The sequence below is a fragment of the Streptomyces sp. NPDC028368 genome, from assembly GCF_055565615.1.
This window is the reverse complement of the sequence record NZ_JBVHTY010000004.1, coordinates 242,814-261,686: the sequence shown is the minus strand read 5'-3', so window position 1 is coordinate 261,686 and position 18,873 is coordinate 242,814. Positions and strand designations below refer to the sequence as shown.

Annotated in this window: 20 protein-coding genes; 12 read left to right on the top strand and 8 right to left on the bottom strand. The window is 68.4% G+C overall.

From position 1 onward, the window contains the following. The first annotated feature begins 9 nt into the window (after positions 1 to 9). Positions 10 to 597 (top strand): hypothetical protein, encoded by a 588-nt coding sequence (locus ACZ4S3_RS11115; RefSeq protein WP_467930380.1) that lies wholly within the window; start codon positions 10 to 12, stop codon positions 595 to 597. Between the two features lie 343 nt (positions 598 to 940). Then, positions 941 to 1,366 carry a hypothetical protein gene (locus ACZ4S3_RS11110; RefSeq protein WP_467930378.1) on the top strand — a complete coding sequence of 142 codons (426 nt, stop codon included), beginning with the start codon at positions 941 to 943 and terminating at the stop codon, positions 1,364 to 1,366. 48 nt (positions 1,367 to 1,414) lie between these two features. Here the strand turns inward: ACZ4S3_RS11110 and ACZ4S3_RS11105 are convergent, their stop codons facing one another. Then, on the bottom strand, positions 1,415 to 1,957 hold the full coding sequence (locus ACZ4S3_RS11105; RefSeq protein WP_467930376.1) for a helix-turn-helix domain-containing protein: 543 nt from the start codon (positions 1,955 to 1,957) through the stop codon (positions 1,415 to 1,417). A 218-nt stretch (positions 1,958 to 2,175) separates the two neighbouring features. Between ACZ4S3_RS11105 and ACZ4S3_RS11100 the strand changes: the two genes are divergently transcribed. Continuing rightward, positions 2,176 to 2,985: an alpha/beta fold hydrolase gene (locus tag ACZ4S3_RS11100; RefSeq protein ID WP_467930372.1), complete on the top strand. Its 810-nt coding sequence runs from the start codon at positions 2,176 to 2,178 to the stop codon at positions 2,983 to 2,985. A gap of 201 nt (positions 2,986 to 3,186) precedes the next feature. Here the strand turns inward: ACZ4S3_RS11100 and ACZ4S3_RS11095 are convergent, their stop codons facing one another. The 5 genes from ACZ4S3_RS11095 to ACZ4S3_RS11075 all read right to left on the bottom strand — a co-directional run bounded on the left by ACZ4S3_RS11095 (position 3,187) and on the right by ACZ4S3_RS11075 (position 7,169). Then, a complete protein-coding gene (locus tag ACZ4S3_RS11095) occupies positions 3,187 to 3,693 on the bottom strand; it encodes an ATP-binding protein (RefSeq protein ID WP_467930366.1) in 507 nt (168 codons plus the stop codon). 293 nt (positions 3,694 to 3,986) lie between these two features. Continuing rightward, entirely contained in the window at positions 3,987 to 4,142 is a 156-nt protein-coding gene (locus ACZ4S3_RS11090) for a hypothetical protein (RefSeq protein ID WP_467930364.1), read from the bottom strand. Then, on the bottom strand, positions 4,142 to 4,441 hold the full coding sequence (locus tag ACZ4S3_RS11085; RefSeq protein WP_467930360.1) for a hypothetical protein: 300 nt from the start codon (positions 4,439 to 4,441) through the stop codon (positions 4,142 to 4,144). Before ACZ4S3_RS11085 ends, ACZ4S3_RS11090 begins: the two co-directional genes overlap by 1 nt. A gap of 4 nt (positions 4,442 to 4,445) precedes the next feature. Further along, complete coding sequence (locus ACZ4S3_RS11080) at positions 4,446 to 5,612, bottom strand: nitric oxide synthase oxygenase (RefSeq protein ID WP_467930357.1); 1,167 nt, start codon at positions 5,610 to 5,612, stop codon at positions 4,446 to 4,448. An 867-nt stretch (positions 5,613 to 6,479) separates the two neighbouring features. After that, on the bottom strand, positions 6,480 to 7,169 hold the full coding sequence (locus ACZ4S3_RS11075) for a TetR/AcrR family transcriptional regulator (protein ID WP_467930353.1): 690 nt from the start codon (positions 7,167 to 7,169) through the stop codon (positions 6,480 to 6,482). Positions 7,170 to 7,335: 166 nt separating this feature from the next. Here ACZ4S3_RS11075 and ACZ4S3_RS11070 point away from each other — a divergent pair, with 166 nt between their 5' ends. From ACZ4S3_RS11070 to ppk2, 4 genes are all read left to right on the top strand, one after another. Continuing rightward, positions 7,336 to 7,905 carry an ester cyclase gene (locus ACZ4S3_RS11070; protein ID WP_467930349.1) on the top strand — a complete coding sequence of 190 codons (570 nt, stop codon included), beginning with the start codon at positions 7,336 to 7,338 and terminating at the stop codon, positions 7,903 to 7,905. Between the two features lie 14 nt (positions 7,906 to 7,919). Then, positions 7,920 to 8,396, top strand: coding sequence for a DUF3237 domain-containing protein (locus ACZ4S3_RS11065; RefSeq protein WP_467930346.1), 477 nt, complete (start codon positions 7,920 to 7,922; stop codon positions 8,394 to 8,396). 443 nt (positions 8,397 to 8,839) lie between these two features. Next, positions 8,840 to 9,166: a histone-like nucleoid-structuring protein Lsr2 gene (locus ACZ4S3_RS11060; RefSeq protein ID WP_467930344.1), complete on the top strand. Its 327-nt coding sequence runs from the start codon at positions 8,840 to 8,842 to the stop codon at positions 9,164 to 9,166. A gap of 507 nt (positions 9,167 to 9,673) precedes the next feature. Beyond that, positions 9,674 to 10,492: a polyphosphate kinase 2 gene (gene ppk2 / locus ACZ4S3_RS11055; RefSeq protein ID WP_467930340.1), complete on the top strand. Its 819-nt coding sequence runs from the start codon at positions 9,674 to 9,676 to the stop codon at positions 10,490 to 10,492. A gap of 97 nt (positions 10,493 to 10,589) precedes the next feature. Here ppk2 and ACZ4S3_RS11050 read toward each other — a convergent pair whose 3' ends face one another. Together ACZ4S3_RS11050 and ACZ4S3_RS11045 are read right to left on the bottom strand one after the other, a co-directional pair. Beyond that, a complete protein-coding gene (locus ACZ4S3_RS11050) occupies positions 10,590 to 12,032 on the bottom strand; it encodes a sensor histidine kinase (protein ID WP_467931536.1) in 1,443 nt (480 codons plus the stop codon). Positions 12,033 to 12,061: 29 nt separating this feature from the next. Next, a complete protein-coding gene (locus tag ACZ4S3_RS11045; RefSeq protein ID WP_467930337.1) occupies positions 12,062 to 12,793 on the bottom strand; it encodes a response regulator transcription factor in 732 nt (243 codons plus the stop codon). A gap of 166 nt (positions 12,794 to 12,959) precedes the next feature. On the opposite strand from ACZ4S3_RS11045, the gene ACZ4S3_RS11040 reads away from it, so the two are divergent. The 5 genes from ACZ4S3_RS11040 (at position 12,960) to ACZ4S3_RS11020 (ending at position 18,804) form a co-directional block, all read left to right on the top strand. Then, positions 12,960 to 14,309: a ferredoxin reductase family protein gene (locus ACZ4S3_RS11040; RefSeq protein WP_467930333.1), complete on the top strand. Its 1,350-nt coding sequence runs from the start codon at positions 12,960 to 12,962 to the stop codon at positions 14,307 to 14,309. An 11-nt stretch (positions 14,310 to 14,320) separates the two neighbouring features. Further along, a complete protein-coding gene (locus ACZ4S3_RS11035) occupies positions 14,321 to 14,761 on the top strand; it encodes an FMN-binding protein (RefSeq protein WP_467930329.1) in 441 nt (146 codons plus the stop codon). Further along, positions 14,754 to 15,560 (top strand): FAD:protein FMN transferase, encoded by an 807-nt coding sequence (locus ACZ4S3_RS11030; protein ID WP_467930325.1) that lies wholly within the window; start codon positions 14,754 to 14,756, stop codon positions 15,558 to 15,560. Before ACZ4S3_RS11035 ends, ACZ4S3_RS11030 begins: the two co-directional genes overlap by 8 nt. 126 nt (positions 15,561 to 15,686) lie before the next feature. Then, positions 15,687 to 17,558: an alkaline phosphatase family protein gene (locus ACZ4S3_RS11025; RefSeq protein ID WP_467930320.1), complete on the top strand. Its 1,872-nt coding sequence runs from the start codon at positions 15,687 to 15,689 to the stop codon at positions 17,556 to 17,558. A gap of 106 nt (positions 17,559 to 17,664) precedes the next feature. Next, positions 17,665 to 18,804 carry a tyrosine-protein phosphatase gene (locus ACZ4S3_RS11020; protein ID WP_467930317.1) on the top strand — a complete coding sequence of 380 codons (1,140 nt, stop codon included), beginning with the start codon at positions 17,665 to 17,667 and terminating at the stop codon, positions 18,802 to 18,804. The last annotated feature ends 69 nt before the right edge of the window (positions 18,805 to 18,873 follow it).

Here is an 18,873-nt window from a genome sequence, read left to right as displayed (position 1 = left end):
GTCAAGGGGATGTGCTGGGACGACTTGGACCGCCCGCAGTTGCTGGCGCTGTGCGCGCAGAAGGCGTTCGCCGGCACGTTGGAGGAGGATGCCAACGCGTTCAGCTGGGTCCGCCGGATCGATCTGCACCCGCCGGCGCCACTTCCCGACGCAGGCACCCTGCACTGGAAGGACGGCGTGCTGGTCGAGGAGGGCCTGCACGAGGACTACTTGGAGCACTGGAAGCTCGTCGAGCGACCAACGGGCTGCCCTGTGGCCGCTCTTCTCGCGGATCCGGCGGAGGGCCGCACGGGCGTGCTGGTCCGGGTGGGCTCCTGGTTCGGCTACGCCCGGGACCGGTCCGCACCACTCCCCGCACCGCTGGTCCCGCTCGTCGAACAGGTCCGCGGCTGCGGCCGCCGCGCGGACGCCGCCGCGCTGCTGGACTGCGAGGTGTCTGTCGGCCGGGTACTCGCCGACCGGTGGGAGATCGTGCGCTCCACCCTGCCGCATCGCGTCGGTGCCCACCTGCGGCCCGAGTTGAGCCGCGCCGGGGACGGGCTGCGGATCCGCGACACGGACCCAAAGGGGCTGGCTGTCTTTGACAGGGTGAAGTAGAGCCAGTGGGGCAACGAGATCGAGAGCCACGTTGCTCCGTTGACGGCGGGGATGGAGCACGACAGAGGTCCATGATCGGCAACGAGAATGGGAGCCACCCCTATCGGGTGACATCCGGCTGTGCCGGGATGAGCGGGAGTGTCCGCGGTAGTGATGTGGTCGTGAACCGATAGCTTGGCGGTCCCGGGCCCTCTTGCCCCGTGTCCCTGACAGGTGCGGTTCAGGTGGGCCCGGCTCCGTTATGTGAGAGCTCTGGCCGGTGGCAGGAGATAGACGGAGCCCAGGGCCTGGCGGTGCCGGGGGCGAGGTTCACCGCGTGGCCGTCCCGGGTGTTCCACCAGCGGTGCGGTCCGACATCGGCCCCGATGCCAGCGATCTGGTGCCCGAGGCTGCTGATGTTAGGTGCGAACACGTACTGAACGACGTCGAGTTCGTCGACGACGATGTCGCCGAGGAAGCTGACCGGGCAAGCGATGGGGTCGATGCGCAGGTGCTGGGAGCACAGCCGGTCCAGGGCATCACAGATCAGCTCGCCGGGCAGGACGGAGGCGCTGGGGACGGTCCACTGCGGCATGTTGCCGGGCGGGGTGCGGCCGTGTTCGACCAGCAGTGCTTTGTGCAGGTCGGTGAGCAGGGCCAGGCCCTGGAGATTTACGATGCCGGTGCGGTGGGCATCGGCGACCAGGTCCCGCTGCGTCGGGTGTTCACGAGTGGGGATGACCTGCGGTGTCGGGAAGGGGTTGAAGATCGCTTCCCATCCGCAGTGTGATCGTTTCCCGTGGCGCAGAGCGGCTTAGCCGACCAAGGGCCCTCTCTGTCAGCCCTGATGTGGTCGTTCCTCCATCGGGAACAAGATTGGGCTCAGCAGGTGAAGGTTGCGATCCGGCGCGGGTTTGTTTTCCATCCTGGACACGATGGCGCTGCTCACCTCGCCGATGAGTTCGGCGAGTTCGTCCTTGCTGAGCCAGAGCGGGACCTGGATGTAGCCCACTGAGTCGGCGGTCGGGTCGGCATGATTCCGGTCGAGGTAGGCGTTGAATTCGGCGTGCAACGCGGCCAGGGCCGCAGTGAACCCGTGACGGTGGTCTTCCAGCGACATCGACGCCGCAGCATCGGCATCGATCGTTGCCCGCTCGCGACGCAAGCGGTAGAGGCGTTCGACGGCGCCATGAACCCGCTGCTCGCTGACGACTTCGAGCACTCCTGCCTCGGCCAGCAGGCCGACGTGCCGGTACAGGGTGGTCTTGGGGACATCAGGTAGGCCCGCGCACAGGTCGGCGGTGGTGCGAGTGCGCCCGCCGGACATGGCGTGCACGATGCGCACCCTCACCGGGTGCAGGAGAAGCTCCAAGGTGTCCACAGGACAACGATCCCACATCTGGTACCGTTTCCAAAACTGGGAAAGCACTTCCAAAACTGGGAAAGCACAGTTCGGCAGCAGGGGAATCAGCAATGGCAGACCAACCTTCCGGAGCCCGATCCGTCGAGACAGCCGAGACGGCGCCTCCGCTCGGGCAGTACCACGAGATAGAAGGCCGCAGGCTTTACCTGCACCGTTCTGGCAGTGGGAGCCCGTCCGTGGTGTTCCTCGCCGGCGGCGGCACGGTCGGCCTCGACTACTGGAACGTCCACGAGCGAGCCGCCCAGCTCACCACGAGCGTGGTCTACGACCGGGCTGGAACGGGCTGGAGCAGCAGAGTCGGACTGCCCCGCAGCTCCGCCGAGGTGACCGACGAGCTGCGTCGACTGCTTCGGGCCGCTAGCGTTCCGGCGCCCTACCTGCTGGTCGGCCACTCCCTCGGCGGCCTGTACGCCCGCCACTACGCGACACGCTTTCCGGACGAGGTGGCCGCCCTGGTCCTGCTCGATCCCGCGCATGAGGACTACAACGCCCACATGCCTCAGCAACTGGTCGATCAGTGGGAGGCATGGGATCCCGACCAGGCGATGCCCGACGAGTTGCCCGACGAAGTCATGCAGCTCTACCGCGGTCTGTTCGCCCAGGAGCTGGCCGACTGGCCGCAGGAGCTTCGCGACCTCCTCATCGACCAGCACGTCAGCCCGGGCTGGATGCGCGTCGGCTTCCAGGAGGCCAAGAACGTGAACGAGCTCTATGCCGAGATGCGAGACGCCGGGCCCCTGCCCGACGTGCCGTTGATCGTTCTGTCCTCCATGGCGGTCGATTCCTTCAAAGCGGCTGCCTCCCAGGGCACCCCCGAATCGCTGATGCGTGAGGAGATCGACGGCAAGCGGAAGCTCTACACGGCAATGGCCGCGTCAGTTCCACGCGGCGAGATCCGTCTCGTGGACGGCGCTGGGCACGCCACGTTCCACTTTCGCCGTCCAGATGCCGTACTCCAGGCGATCGAGGATCTCCTCGGCAGGTGACGGGCGGTTCAGTGCGCCCCGGGCCTGGAGGCCATCTCCAGGTTGGATTCGATCGCCCGCACTTGGGCGGTGAGGTATTCGGCCCAGGTGCTGTTGTTGAACAGTTGGAGGTGGGGGCCGAGGGTGCCGGTGAGTATTCGGCGGAACTGGGTGAGTCTCTCGCTGATCCAGGCTTGTGCGTGTCGACGGGGAGAATCTCGTTCACCGGCCGGGGCTTGCCTGGCGTTCGGATCCGGTGGCCTGGAACCGGTAGGACTCGGTGCCGGTCTGGATCAGGGTGCAGCGGAAGGTGATCCTGTCGGCGATGGCCGCGCAGAGCCTCGGGTCGGCGAAGATCTTGTCCCATTCTGCGAACGGGGAGTTGGTGGCCACCGCGGTGGCCTTGCATTCTTCGCGTTCGGTGAAGATCTGGAACAGCAGCCTCGCGCCCTTCTTGTCCAGGTTCAGGTAGCCGAACTCGTCCAGGCAGAGCAGATCGACCTTGCTGTAGCGGGCGATCACGGAGGACAGCCGGCGGGCGGCGTCGGCCTCGGCGAGTTCGTTCACCAGCGCGGAGGTGGTGGTGTAGCGCACCGACATGCCCGCCTCGGCGATCGCCGTGTTCCTCGACACCTTGTACCGCTGAGCCAAAACCCGCCCCGAGACCGTCGGATCCAACCGGCGGTCACGGCGGATCCGCTCAAAGATCCACTCACGCGACCTGTACACCCACGGGCTCCTGACACGACCGTGATCAACGCAGCACAGCGTGACCCCACCAAACAGCCCAAAGCCCCTATTACGCCATCAGCGGCATGTCACCCGCCGTCAGGCAGGGTGGCTCTCAGTCCCATTGCCGAAGCAGTGGCTCCCAATCTCGATGCCCCACTGGCTCCCGTTCACCCTGTCGAAAAAAGGCTGGCCTGCCCGCGCGACTGGGAACTCGTACAGGTCGAGGGCCCAGTGCGGCTGCTGGCAGCCGGGGCCCCGAGGTGACCGCCATCGAACGGCGCCAATGAAGGTCAGAGCGGGTGTGCACCAACGCCGGACGGGTCCGACCGCCGGCACAGCAGGACCAGCAGGGTGCCGCAGAACGTCAGCAGATAGCAGGAGAAGCCGGCGGCGGTGAAGGTCCAGGCGGGCAGCGTGACAAGGGTCAGCGCCGCACTGAGAGCCATCAGGGCGTAGACCGTGCGAGTTCGGCCAAGGTAGGCCGGGTGCCGCGGAATCCCGGGCGGCGCAGGGCGCACAGGACGACCAGCAGCGGACCGAGGCCCACGCTGAGGGTGGTGAGGGCGGGCAGGCCGACGTGGCGGGCGACTTGGGCCGTGAACGCCACGCCGGGTGCGAGGGCCCAGAACAGCCAGGTGACGGGGTTGGGCCGGACCGATCCGCGCAGCGTTCGCAGCGCATAGACGCCGCTGCCGCAGATGTTGAGGACCGCTCCGGCCGGCACCACGAACGAGCTGAGCGGCATCCGTTCAGCCCTCGGCGCCACCGGACGGCCAGGGCACCGGGTGGGGCGAGAAGTTGGGACGCTCCCTGGTGGGCTCGTACCGGCGCTGCCAGACCGGCGTGGTCGACCCGCTGGTGGCCGGCACGATGGCCGACCAGTCGGCCGGGCAGCCGCGACCGCTCTTGCGCTCACGCTCCTCGTGCCGCACGAACTGCTTGGTGGCGAAGTGGTGGTCGACGATGGAGACTCCGGCCTGGTCGAAGGAGTGCAACACGGCTGCGGTCAGTTCGATCAGCGCCCGGTCACGCCACAGGGTGCGGTCCCGTCCGGTGTCCAGGCCCATCCCTCGGGCCACCTCGGGGAGCTTGTCGTAGCGGTTGGTGTCGGAGAGGTTGCGGGCGCCGATCTCGGTGCAGGTGTACCAGGCGCTGAACGGTGCCAGGGTGTAGCGCAGGCCGCCCAGTTCCAGGACCTGGTTGGAGATGGTGGGAAAGGCGTGCCAGCGAAGGCCGAGCCGTTCGCACCACGGGTAGTCGGGGTGGCTGATGCGCACCTCGGGGACCGCGTCCGGCGGCAGGTCGAACCACCGGGGTTCGCGCCCCGGCCACTGGATGACCAGGGGCAGGACGTCGTACTCGGTGCCCCGACCGCGCCAGCCGAGCCGTAAGACCGCCTCGGTGAGATCCACCGTCTCGGGGTCGCCCACGACGGACCCGTCGTGCTGCCGGTAACCGGCGTAGCGGATGAGCTGACCGTTCCAGACCCGGGGGCCGGGCCGATCGGGACGGCTCGGAGCGAAGACGCTCAGGAGCAGGCGGACCCTGCCGCCGTTCCAGGCCAGCCGGAGATGGTCCACGAGGGCTTCGGCCAGGGCGCTCTCGTCACCTCCGTCGGCACCGATCTCACGGCAGTCCCGGATCTCCAGTCCCTTCCAGTAGAACTTGCCGATGCACTGGGGGTTGTTCCGCCAGGCGATTCGAGTGCCCAGCAGTAGCTCCTGCGCGCTCTGCCGGTAGGTGCCCGTCGCAACCAGCTCGTCCGCAATCTCCCTGACCCGCCGGCCGGCGGCGTCGGCCAAGAGGTGTCCCTCGGCCGCGAGTTGGTGCACCAGACCCTCTGCCTCGACGGCAACCGGCCCGTCGAGCGCGGAGGAAGGTATGGACGGTGGTACGCACTGACGCGAGGTCGTCACATGAAGCCCCTGTCAACGGCGAGGAACGGGCGCCCAGTTAACGTGCACGAAACACGCCCGCAGCCGAACGCTACGCCAGGCGGGTCATGAGGCGAGCCCCGCAGTCGCCGCTTTGACGCAACCCATGCGCGCCCCCGATCGGCTCCGCCACGGCCGACGCGAAACGAGGCCTGCGCGGAGGGAGTTGGCGCCCACGGGAGGGTCCCCCGTCGAGTTGCTGGTTGGCCTCGGAAGAGCCGAGGTTACTGAGGTCTTTCTTTACCCGACCCGGCTGCCCCCACCGGTTCGCCCACGCCCTTCCGGGGCACGTGTGAAACCGATTGCCGCGGTCGGCCGGTCCCGGCTGCCGGCACCCCGTCCCGCAGACCGCGGCGATGACGGCACTTCCCGGAGATCGGTCAGGGGCGGCTAGGGGCGCTCTTCACGTCACGCGGGTTCTGGATCGCGGGGAGACGCCCAGGAATTGTTACGCCCATCCCCCGGAACGAACATCGCGGCGTGCTCGAACCAGCGCCACCGATCCGAGCCCGCCGCAGCCATCGCCGCCTTCTACGGCACCGTCCCCGTCACCGCATCCGCCCACTCCGGCACCGCTCCCACCCTTGGCACAGCGACTGCGCTCGGCAAGCACGTCCCCGACATCTCCAAGCTTGTCGAAGACATCACCACCACGGCCCTCGGCGGTTCGCGTCGACCGGCACGCGTTTCGAAGACCACGCCACGATTACGTCGGGCGGCACGTCCGACCCGCACGCGCGGGTGTGCCTCGCCGAGTACCGATGCCACCTGTTCGGTCTCACCGAACATTGGTCATGCCGCTCCACGCGTCGGGGACACGCCCCCGAGCACGGTGCCCGGGACGACGGATCAGCGTGGGGGTGCGAGGAACCCTTCGGCCACGCGGCGGACCTTGTCCACGACGTCTTCGGCTTCCTCGTCGCCCATCCGCAACGCGGTGTTCGCGGCGATGAGGACCGCGTCGATCTGGAAAGCCGCGAGGTCGACATCGAGTTCGGCGATCTCCCCGGCGTCGGCGGCGTGTCGCAGCTCGGCGGCGATGAGGTGACGCCAGTCGCGCTGGCAATGGAACAGTGCGTCACGGACTCGCCCGGGGCGGCTGTCGAAGTCCGCAAGATTCGCCGCCCAGAAGCAGCCTCCCGGGAACAGCGGCACCGCTGCGTACTCGATCCACCGCTCGATCAGCGCACGCACTCGCGCCGCGCCGCGAGGCGCGGTCCGAGCGGGGTGGACGACGGCGTCATTGAACACGTCACGGGCCACCTCGACTGCGGCGGCCTGCAGGTTCTCCTTCGTCCCGAAAAGGGTCTGGACACCGCTCTTGCTGATCCCGAGATCGGTGGCCAGCCGGCCGAGGCTGAGCCCGCCCAGCCCTTCCAGTGAGGCCACGTCCACGGCATGGCGGACGATCGTCCGCCTGGACCGCGCGCCACGCAGCAGGCGCTGGTCCGAAATCACCGCGTCGGCACCCTCGCCGTCGCCTGGGTGGACGACGTCGTCCGCATCCGACCGCTGCTCCAGTTCGCTCATCGCCGTCATTTTGCCAGACTCCTTGCGTAAGAGTACGACCGGTCGTACGTTTTGTTTGGGGCGGTCACCTGAGCGCCCTTCATCGCGGACTCCTTCCTGTCTCTGGCGCACGCAAGTCCTGGTGCTTGGAGTCCGCACGGCAACCGGGGGTGCTCGCACATTGGACGGCCATCGAATGTTCGAACTGGCGCAGGAGCTGGCTGTCGCCAAAAGCCGGCAGGACGTGTCCGCGGCCATGGAGCTCTTTCACCGGGACATGGTTCTGGAGACTCCGGCATTCGGGACGACGGCCCGCGGCCCGGATGAGAACGAGAAGGCGCTGATCAGATTCTTTGCCTCGTTTCCGGACTACGGCATCGACCTCCAGGGCCACGCCGAAAGCGGCGACGCGCTGGTCTGCTGGGGGACAGCGAGGATGACCATGACGGGCGACCGGTTCGGCGTGGTCCCCAACGGGAGGCGTGCCGAGTTTCCGGTGTTCATCCAGTTCGCCTTCAAGGACGGCTTGATCGCCGGCGAGCGGTTCTTTTTCGACCTGTCGGCACTCTGTGCCCAGTCAGGTGTCTCGGCCGACGCGGTCAGGCGAACGCTGTTCGGGGACACCGTGGATCCCGAGGCTTTGCCGCATGGGCATCGGCATGGGCATCGGCATCAGCATCGGCAACCGGGCTTCTTGGACACGAGCCGCCCGCATCCCCCGTTCTCGACCAGCCAGATCGAATCGATCAAAGGCGATGAAACATGACATCAGATCCACGGGTGAAGAACGTCGGCGAGATCAAGACGGTGCATCTCTTCGACATGGTCGTCGATTTGAATCCGCGGCTGAACATCGGCGACGGCCCGATGGGACAACGAGTTCTTTTCGGCGCCGCCGGGGGAACGTTCGAAGGGCCAAGGCTACGGGGCGAAGTGCTGGCGGGCGGCGGCGACTGGACGTTGTTCCGCCCCGACGGAGTGATGACGCTCGACGTCCGGCTGACACTGCACACGCACGATGATGATCTGCTGCACATGACCTACGGTGGCCGCTGGGTCACCCCGCCCGAACTGCGGGCCGACATGGCCAATGCCGACAAGAGGCACCAGGTCGACCCCGCTCGCTACTACTTCCGGACGAATCCGCTCTTCGAAACAGGGGCGAAGCGATACGCATGGCTGAACGACATCGTCTGCGTGGGGTCGGGATACCTGGTCGAAGGCGGAATCGCCTACAAAGTCTCACAGGTCGTGTGAACGGCTGCCGCCACACGGGCTGGGCGTGCGATGGCGGAGATGACGGTAAGTCAGGAGAACAGAATCGGCCCCAAAGGCGGCGGCTTCCACCACGCCATGCTCGGCCTCGCCCTCCTGCACAACCTCGTCCTTGCCGGATTAGCGGCCGGCGCGCAGAGGGCCCGGACACGCCTCAGAGATCTTTTACGGGACAGCCCTTAGTCTCACCGATCGAGGATGTCCTGGCAGGGACGATCCTGCTCACATCCGCTGACCTGGGGTTTCGCGGAATCGCGGCGGAAAGAGTTTCCAGAGCGCCTCACCACACATCGGCCCATACCGGGCCGTACGCGAATTCCGCGAACGACTGAACGCGTTGCCGACCGCTGTTTGAGGAACTTTCGACGTCCGCCGGCCCAGCCGTCGCGGAGATGGCAAGCCGGAATCGCCTTTATACTCTGCGCATGGCACAGAAGATTGTCACCATCTACACAGACGACCTCACGGGCGAAGAGTCCTCCGAGGCCGCAACGCACACCCTTTCCATCGACGGTGTGACTTACGAGATCGACTTGGCCCCCGACAGCTACGACCAGCTGATGGAGGCAGTGGGCCCATTCTTGAAGGCCGGCCGTAAGACCGGAAGGTCCCGTAAGCCACGGAACGCGGCCGCCGGAGTTACGGACACTGCCGCGATCAGGACATGGGCGAAGGAGAACGGCTACGAGGTCAACGAACGCGGCCGGGTACCCGCTCCCATTCGTGAGGCTTACGAGAAGTCCGGCAAGTAGACAGAAAACGCCGAGGGCCCCCTGGTGGGGCCCTCGGCGTAGGGAAATTTGGGTCTATTCCTTGCAAAAGGGCCGGTCTTCCACTGCCCCAAGACGGGACATGCCGGTCTCCATGTTCACCAGAATTAGCCAATGGCCAAGGGGGATGTCGTCCGGGTCGCGACTCTCCAGGACCAAGAGTCCGTCTCGCACTCGTCGGTGATGAATTGTGCCAAGCCTGGATTCTGCACGAAAGCTGTATCCGGCACCTCTTCGAGGGACTTCGAGGGACTTCCAGGGACTTCGAGGGCGAACCGCAGGATAGAGAAATCCGACATACCGGTGGCCGAGACTGCGCCGGACGTCGTGGGGACGATTTGCAGGGCACCCGTCAGGCCCTGCGGAGACTGGGACTGCACGGCGTCCGCCTCGGGCTGGTGACACCCGGCCTGGAGCCTCGAGCGGCCCCTGGCCCCGTTCGGCTCTCCTGCCCGAGCTGGGGGCGGCAATTCTTCGTACGGTCGTCGCATGGCGGAGTCACCGGGTAGCGGGAGTCGTGCGAAGTTGTCGCGGTCGGTATACGAACCGGAGCTGTACCGGCTGCAGACGGAGCTGGTGAAGCTGCAGGAGTGGGTGCGTACCGAGGGGGCCCGGCTCGTGGTGGTCTTCGAGGGGCGCGACGCGGCCGGCAAGGGAAGCGCGATCAAACGCGTCACCCAGTATCTCAATCCCCGGGTGGCGCGCATCGTGGCGCTGCCCCGCCCCACCGAGCGTGAGCGGACGCAGTGGTACTTCCAGCGCTATACGGAGCACCTGCCCGCGGCGGGCGAGATCGTGCTGTTCGACCGCAGCTGGTACAACCGGGCCGGCGTCGAGCGGGTCATGGGCTTCTGCACCCCCTCCGAGTACCAGCTGTTTCTGCGGCAGTGCCCGGCTTTCGAGCGGATGCTGGTGGAGGACGGGATCCTGCTGCGCAAATACTGGTTCTCAGTGAGCGACGAGGTACAGGAGCAGCGGTTCCGGCGCCGGCTCAAGGACCCGACCCGCCGCTGGAAGCTCTCCCCCATCGACCTCGAGTCGCTGACCAGATGGGAGGACTACTCGCGCGCCAAGGACGAGATGTTGGTGCACACGGACATCTCGGGGTCACCGTGGTACGTCGTGGAAAGCGACGACAAACGCCGGGCCCGCCTGAACATGATCGCCCACCTGCTGTCCACGGTGCCGTATCGCCACATCGCCCCGCCGGCGCTCGAACTGCCGCCGAGGCCGCCGGGCACCGGCTACCAGCGGCCGCCCCGGGACCTGCAGACGTACGTTCCCGACCACGCGGCCGGGCTGGAGTGACTCCGGCGCCCCTCACCCGCGCGGCGGTACCGCAGCCACAGGACACTCGGCGTGGCAGAGCGCGGTGCGCGCCACCCGAGACCCCGGAGCCGACCGGTCAGCCTTCGGCGCTCGGGTTCGGAGGGAACGCCACCGTGAACAACGTGCCCCCGGGACGGCTCGTCACGGTGACCGTGCCACCGTGCGCGATGACCACTGCCTGGACGATCGCGAGCCCCAAGCCGGTGCCGCCGGCGGTCCGCGAACGGCTGTGATCGGCCCGCACGAAGCGGCCGAAGACCTCGGGCCGGAGTTCTTCGGGGATGCCGGGGCCGTCGTCCGCAACCGACAGCCGAGTGCCCTGTTCGCCACTCACCAGCTGTACCGTCACCGCGGTGCCGGCCGGGGTGTGCGTACGGGCGTTGGCGAGAAGGTTGCCGATGACCTGCTGGAGCCGGTGGTCGTCCCCGGCAACGGTCACCGCCGTCTGAGGAAGGTCGAGCAGCCACCGGTGGTCGGGCCCGGCCGCCCGTGCGTCATCGGTGGCATCGAGTACGAGTCGGGTCAGATCCACCGGCTTCCGCTGCAGAGCACGGCCCGCGTCGATGCGGGCGAGCAGCAGCAGGTCATCCACCAGGCGGCTCATCCGCTCCGACTCGGACTGGATACGGTCCAGGGCACGCCGTACCTCGCCGGGCACGGGCCCCTTGTGGCGGAGGGCGAGTTCTGCGTGACCGCGGACGTTGGCCACCGGGGTCCGCAGCTCGTGGCTGGCGTCAGCGGCGAAGTGGCGCAGTCGCTCCTCGCTCGCCTGACGGCGTTCCAAGGCGTTTCCGACATGACCGAGCAAGCGGTTGAGGGCGGTGCCCACCTGGCCGACCTCCGTGCGAGGGTCGGCCACCGGCACTGGCTCCGGCATGGCCACCTCACCACTGGCCAGCGGCAGCTCCGCCACGCTCGCGGCCGTGGCGGTCACGCGCCGCAGCGGTCGCAGCGACAGCCGCACCCAGAGCGCCCCCAGCACACCGGTGACCACGAGTGCCCCGCCGAAGACCGCCGTCTCCACCGCTTCCAACTGGTGCACGGTTTCCTCGACGGGATGCAGCGGCAGGCCGGTGATCAGCACATCGCCGTCGTCCCCCGCTACGGCGTTGACGCGGTACCGGCCCAGCGCGGACAGGCGGATGCCATGCCCGGTGCCGTCGGTGGGCAGGCCTGCCAAAGCCCGGCGGTCGGTGGCGGTGAGCGCCACCGTGGCATCCGTCTGCCGCCGCACGACGGCTGCCTGCGTCGGTGTGCCGCGGAGCAGCCGTGCGCCGAAGGTGCCCTCCGACTGGCCGCGGGTATCGGGCCGGTTGTCGGCGTCCGGCCGCGCCTCGTGTTCCAGACTCACCGCGAACCGGCCGGCCGACGCGGCGAGCTGCTGGTCCAGGCGCCGGACCAGAAAGCCGTCGAGCGCGACGACCGTGGTCACCCCCACGGCCACGCACGCGAGCGCCAGGAGCGCGACGAGCCCCGCGGTGAGCTGACTGCGCAGCGTACGCGGGAGCAGCCGCTTCACCAGGGTCCGGACATGGGGGGCGCTCGTCATCACCACTCCGGCTTGAGGACATATCCGACGCCGCGGACCGTATGGATCATCGGGGCCCGGCCTGCGTCGATCTTCTTGCGCAGATAGCTGATGTAGAGCTCGACCACATGTGACCGGCCGCCGAAGTCATAGGACCAGACGCGGTCGAGGATCTGTGCCTTGGACAGCACCCGCCGCGGATTGCGCATCAGAAATCTCAGCAGTTCGAACTCCGTACGGGACAAGTCGATCAGTTCGCCCGCGCGGATGACCTCCCTGGCCTCCTCGTCCATCACCAGATCCCCGACGACCAGGCGGTCACCGTCCGTCTCCCGTGTCATGCCGGCCCGGCGCAGCAGGCCACGCAAGCGGGCCAGCACCTCTTCCAGGCTGAACGGTTTGGTCACGTAGTCGTCGCCGCCCGCAGTGATCCCGGCGATGCGGTCCTCGACGGCGTCTCGGGCGGTCAGGAAGAGGACAGGCACCGTCTCCAGCTCCTGGCGCAGGAGGTGCAGCACTCGCAGGCCGTCCATGTCGGGCAGCATCCAGTCCAGGACGACGGCGTGGGGGCGGAAGGTCCGCGCCACGGCGAGCGCCGTGCCGCCATCGGCCGCGGTGCGGACTTGCCACCCCTCGCCGGACAGAACGCCGGAGAGCACCTCGGTGAGGTCCGGCTCGTCGTCGATCACGAGGACCCGCATCGGCGAGCCGTCGTCGCTTCGCAGAGGGGCAGTGGGGAGGTGAGTGTTCATGGTCTGTCCAGCATCACCCGCACTCCGGCGCGAAGGTTAAGAGCTTGCTCTGAGTTTCCTGTGAATCCCGCTTGGGTTCCCCGTGCGGTGCGGAGTCCTCGCGGCGCTCAGAAGTTCTTCAGAGGTTGCACTGCGACGCTGGCGCCCACCACGGAAAGGGAGCCACATGAGCACCATCTCGCACACCCGCCGCGGTGCATCCCGCAGTCTGCCACCGTCCCTCACCCCACTGCTGGCCCAGGGAGTCATCTGGGCGGGCGCCGCCGGAGTCCTCGGCCTGTGGTGGACCGGCACCACATCGGTGGTGGGCCCCGCGGACTGGCTCACCGGTGCCGGCCGGATCACCGGCCTGCTCGCCGGATACGCCTGCGCGGTGCTGGTCGCGTTGATGGCCCGGGTTCCCCTGCTGGATCACCGCTTGGGAACGGACCGCCTGGCTCGCTGGCACGCGATGGGCGGCCGGTACACCATCTCCCTCGTCCTCGCCCACACCCTGCTGATCATCTGGGGGTACTCGCTGGCCTCACACAACAACGTGGTGAGCGAGACGAGCGATCTCGTCCTCGACTTTCCCGACATGCTCAAAGCGACCGCGGCCTTTCTGCTTCTGATCGCCACCGGGATCGTCTCGGCGCGGGCGGCGCGCCGCAGAATGACCTACGAAGCGTGGCACTACCTCCACTTCGCCACCTATCTGGCCGTCTTCCTCGCCTTCGGCCACCAGCTCTCCAACGGTGCCGACTTCGTTGGCCACCGTCCTGCCCAACTGGCCTGGTACACCCTCTACTGCGCCGTGGCGGCGCTCATCGCCTGGTACCGCTTCCTGCTTCCCGTACGGCGGGCGCTGCGCCACCGGCTCCGCGTCGCCGACGTCCGCCAGGAGGCACCGGGCGTGGTCTCGGTCCATCTCACCGGTCACCACCTGGCCGAACTGGGCGCGCAGCCCGGCCAGTTCTTCCGCTGGCGCTTTCTGGCACCAGGACTGTGGTGGACCGCCAGCCCCTACTCTCTCTCGGCGCCACCGCTCCCCCACCGCCTGCGCATCACGGTGAAGGAGGCCGGCGGGCACAGCGCGGCACTCGCACGACTGCGGCCGGGAACGCGGGTGTGGGCCGAAGGCCCGTACGGTGCGCTCACCGCGGCCCGCCTCAGAGCCCCCAAGGTGCTTCTCATCGCCGGCGGTGTCGGCATCACACCGCTGCGGGCCCTCTTCGAAACCCTCCCCGGCGAGGTCACACTGCTCTACCGGGCACGGCGGCCCGAGAATCTCGCGCTGCGTGCCGAGCTCGACGCCATCGCCACCGCCCGCGGCGCGGTCGTGCACTACGTCGTCAGCGAACCGGCCGCGTATTCCATGCCCTTCACGGCCCGTGCTCTGAACCGCCTCATACCGGACCTGGCCACCTACGAGGTCTATCTCTGCGGCCCGCCCGGCATGACCGAAGCCGCCATACGTGCCCTACGAGGGGCGGGCGTGCCGCGCCGCCACATCCACCACGAGTCATTCGAGTTCTGAGGAGTCACCCTGTGCGCCGAGCCGTCCTCACCGCCGCGTCCACCGGCGCTCTGGTCATCCTGCTGCTCACCCTCAAGCCGCACCACAGTGCCGGCCTGACCGGCGAAGCCGCGCCGCCGGACACCACACCGGCTCCGGCACCGACCGGCACCCCGCACCGGGGCACCCACCCCGCCAACGGCACGTACACCGGCGCACCGATCAGCACCCGCTACGGCACCGTTCAGGTCGCGGCCACCGTCAGGGCCGGACGGCTGGCCGCCGTAAAGGTGCTGCACGAACCGTCCGAGAACGGCCGTGACCGTGAGATCGCCGCCTACGCCCTGCCACGCCTGACGCACGAGGCGCTGAGCCTCCAGGGCGCCCGCATCGACGCAGTATCCGGCGCCAGCTACACCAGCGCGGGCTACATCCGGTCCCTCCAGAGTGCACTGGACCAGGCCGGTGTCTGACATGGAAGGGGGACTGCGGCACGTCGAGCAGGCGATGGGCACCGTGTTCTCCTTCGACATCCGGGACACACCGACAACCGCCATCACCGATGCCCTCGGGCAGGCCCTCGGCTGGCTGCACCACGTCGATGAGGTGTTCTCCACCTACCGCCACGACAGCGTCATCAGCCGGCTCTCACGAGGCGAGATCGGACGCGACGACTGCTCGTCGGAGGTAAGCGAGGTCCTTGAGCTCTGCGAGCGCGTCGGACGCACCACCGACGGCTGGTTCAGCCACACACCGGACGGCACCCTCGACCCGTCAGGGCTGGTCAAAGGCTGGGCCATCGAGCGCGCGGCTCGGATTCTCCACGCCGCGGGGGCACGCAACACCTGCGTGAACGGCGGTGGCGACCTCCAGCTGCACGGCGAAGCGGCACCCGGATCACCTTGGCGCATCGGCATCGCCCACCCCTCACACCCCGGTGAACTGTGCGCAGTGGTCACCGGCCGCGACCTCGCCATCGCCACCTCCGGAACCGCAGAACGCGGTCCCCACATCCTCGACCCGCGCACCGGCGCCCCCGCCGACGGCCCTGCCTCCGTCACGGTGATCGGCCGCAGCCTGACCCTCACCGATGCCTACGCCACCGCCGCCTTCGCCATGGGCCCGGCCGCGCGCGCCTGGCTCGAGTCGCTCGGCGGTTACGAAGGCTTCGCCGTGCAGCCGGACGGCCGGACCTGGCAGACACAGGGCGCCACCGCAACAGTCAACCTCTGTCGCATCGTCCCGGTTGATGACCCGCTCGGCCGACGGTGAGCGGATTCTGCTGCTCCGGCCGTGAACGGAATCCGCCGCCCGGCCGTATAGACAAGGGCGGCGGCTCTGGTCAAGCAGTCCGGTCTGCCGTGCTACCGCCGGGCCCCACACGGAAGGACCTTCGCGTTGTCACCCTCCACGCGCTGTCACCAGCAGCCGAATGCGGACGCAGCGGCTACGGCGGACGAGGCAGTCACAGCCGAAGAGCCCATCACGGATGCGGGCCCGCCGCCGGACGGTCCTCCGGAGCGGATCCCGGACGATACCTCCGCGGGTAACGACGCCGCTGGTGGCGGCACCTGGCGCGACCGTCATCCGGCCACCGCGCGGACCCTCGCATACGCCACCACAGCACTCTCCACCGTCCTGGTCCTCCTCGCCCTCCTCCTGCCGAATCAGCTCACCCTCCTGACCCCCGGTCAGTTCGCTCGCATCCCGGTGGAGGGCATCTTCGGTGCCGCGCTTCTGCTCGTCCTCCCTCCGAGGGCGAGGCGGGTGGCGTCTGCCCTCGCCGGGGCCGGTCTCGGCCTGCTGACCGTGCTGAACCTCCTCGATATCGGCTTCAACGAGACTCTCGGCCGAGGGTTCAACCCGGTGTTCGACTGGCCCCTGCTCGGCGATGGCGAATCGTTCCTCGAGGACTCGATCGGCCGGGCGAAGGCGATCGATGTCGCGATCGGAGCCCTGGCCCTCGTTCTCACCCTGCTCGTCCTCATGACGCTGGCGGTCGTCCGGCTCAGCAATGTCATGGCCCGGCACAGCGCCACCGCGACTCGTACCACCCTGGTGCTCGGGACCGTCTGGGTCGCCTGCACGGCGCTCGGCGTGCAAGTGGCCGGCGTGCCGGTCGCCGCAGAGAGCGCGGCCGGGCTCGTACAGAACCGTGCGCAGCAGGTGCGGGCGAGCCTGGCGGACGAGCAGGCGTTCGCGAAAGAGGCCGCCGCCGACGCATTCCGCGACACCCCGGGCGACCAGTTGCTGACCGGGCTGCGCGGCAAGGACGTCATCTTCACGTTCATTGAGAGTTACGGACGCAGTGCCATCGAGGACCCCTTGATGGCACCGGGAGTCGACGCAGCCCTTGCGGACGGGACCAAACGGCTGCGCGCGGCCGGGTACTCCGCACGGAGCGGCTGGCTCACCTCGGCGACCTACGGCGGGAGCAGCTGGCTGGGCCACTCCACCTTCATGTCGGGCCTGTGGATCGATAACCAACAGCGCTACCGCACCCTCACCGCCGGCGACCACCTGACCCTCACCAGCGCCTTCAAACGCACCGGCGCCTGGCGAACAGTCGGCATCATGCCGGGCCTCACCAAGGGCTGGCCGGAGGCATCCTTCTACGGCCTCGACCACGTCTACGACTCCCGGGACCTCGGCTACAAAGGCCCGAAATTCAGCTGGTCAACGATGCCCGACCAGTACACTCTGTCGGCCTTCGAGCGCCTGGAACGCGGCAGGAACCACGCCGAAGAGCCGGCCGAGCAGCGAGCCGAGCAACGCTCGAAGCCGCTGATGTCGTTCGTCATCCTCACCTCCAGCCACAACCCCTGGGCGCCCCTCCCCAAGACGATCGGCTGGGACGAGATCGGTGACGGCTCCGTCTACAACGACATCAAGAAGGCGGGCAAGGAACCTGTGGACGTCTGGAAGCACACCGCCCAAGTACGTACCGAGTACGGCAAGTCCATCCAGTACCCGCTGCACAGCCTCATCTCGTACCTGCAGAAGTACGGCACCAAGAACACCGTCCTCGTCTTCCTCGGCGACCATCAGCCCGTCGCAAAGGTCTCCGGCGACCACGCAAGCCATGACGTCCCGGTCACGCTCGTCGCCCACGACCCGGCAGTGCTGAAGCGCATTTCCGGCTGGCGCTGGACGCCCGGCCTCAGGCCCGGCCCGAAGGCACCGGTCTGGCGCATGGACACCTTCCGCAACCGCTTCCTGACCGCATACGGCCCGCAGTCCGGTTCCGCCCCGTCCCGGCCCAACCCATAAGCGGCACGCGGGAGCCCGACGGACGCGACCCCCTTCCCGGCCTGGCGGCGGCCCTCTTCGCCAATTCTAGGTAATTTCAGGCTATTTCCGATCGTACGGTCCCGCTATGAACTCCCCTTCCCCGGCGGCGGTGCTGACCGCCCGCCGCATCGCCATGTCGTTCGTGGCCGCCATATCGGCAGTGGGGGTCACCGCGCCCCTCGCCTCGGCCGAGCCGCTCGGCGCGCCCACCGGAGCGGGCCGGCACGCGCCGCCGGCACCGCTTGCCGCGCACGGGATTCCGTTCACCGACGCCACGGTGACCCAGCAGAAGGACAGCTCGTTCGCTGTGTCCTGGAAGGCGCCCGGCGTCGGCTCGGTGACCGTCTACGCCGGCGACAAGGCCGTGGCGCACGGCGGGGCCGAGGCTGCCGTCACCGTACGCGGACTGCCCGCCGCCGACCGCCAGTGGTTCCGCCTCGTCCCCGACCGGGGCAACCCGCTCACTCTCGCCGACCGCTCGCTGCATTTGGAGGGCGCCGCCAACTTCCGCGACGCGGGCGGCTATCGCACCGCCGACGGCCGGTGGGTGAAGATGGGCGTGCTGTACCGCACCAACGACCTGCAAGCGCTCACCGACGCCGACCTGGCCAAGATCCAGCGCCTGGGCATCCATACGGACTTCGATCTGCGCATGCCGAGCGAGCGCGCCGAGGCCGCCCCGGACCGCGTGCCCGCGAGCGCGCGCTACGTCGTCGCCGATGTCTTCGGCGGGGATGTCTTCGGCGAGGATGTCAAGAGCGAGTTGCCCGCCACGGCCGAGGCGTCCGAGCAGATGATGGTCGGCGCCTACCAGTGGCTCGTCTCCAAGCCCTCGGCGATCAACGCCTATCGTTCGCTGTTCCGTCTTGCCGACGACCCCGGCTCCTACGCGCTGGCCTACCACTGCGAGGGCGGCAAGGACCGTACCGGCTGGGCCACCGCCGCCCTGCTCACGGCCCTGGGCGTGGACCGCGACACGGTCATGCAGGACTACCTGGCCACCAATGACTACCTCGCCGCGAGCAACGCCGCCACCCTCACCAAGCAGACCCCCGAGATGGCCGCCCGTCTCAAGCCGGTCCTGGACGCCAGGGCCGGGTACCTGAACGCATCCTTCGGCGAGGTCAAGGCCCGCTTCGGCACCTTGGACGCCTATCTGCGTGACGGGCTGGGCCTGAGCGAGCGGGACCTGGAGCGGCTGCGGGAGGCGCTGCTCACCGACTGACCGGCTGGCCGACTGACCGACTGACCGACCTCTCGGTCGGCCGGCCGAGAGGCCCTGGCCATCGGCACC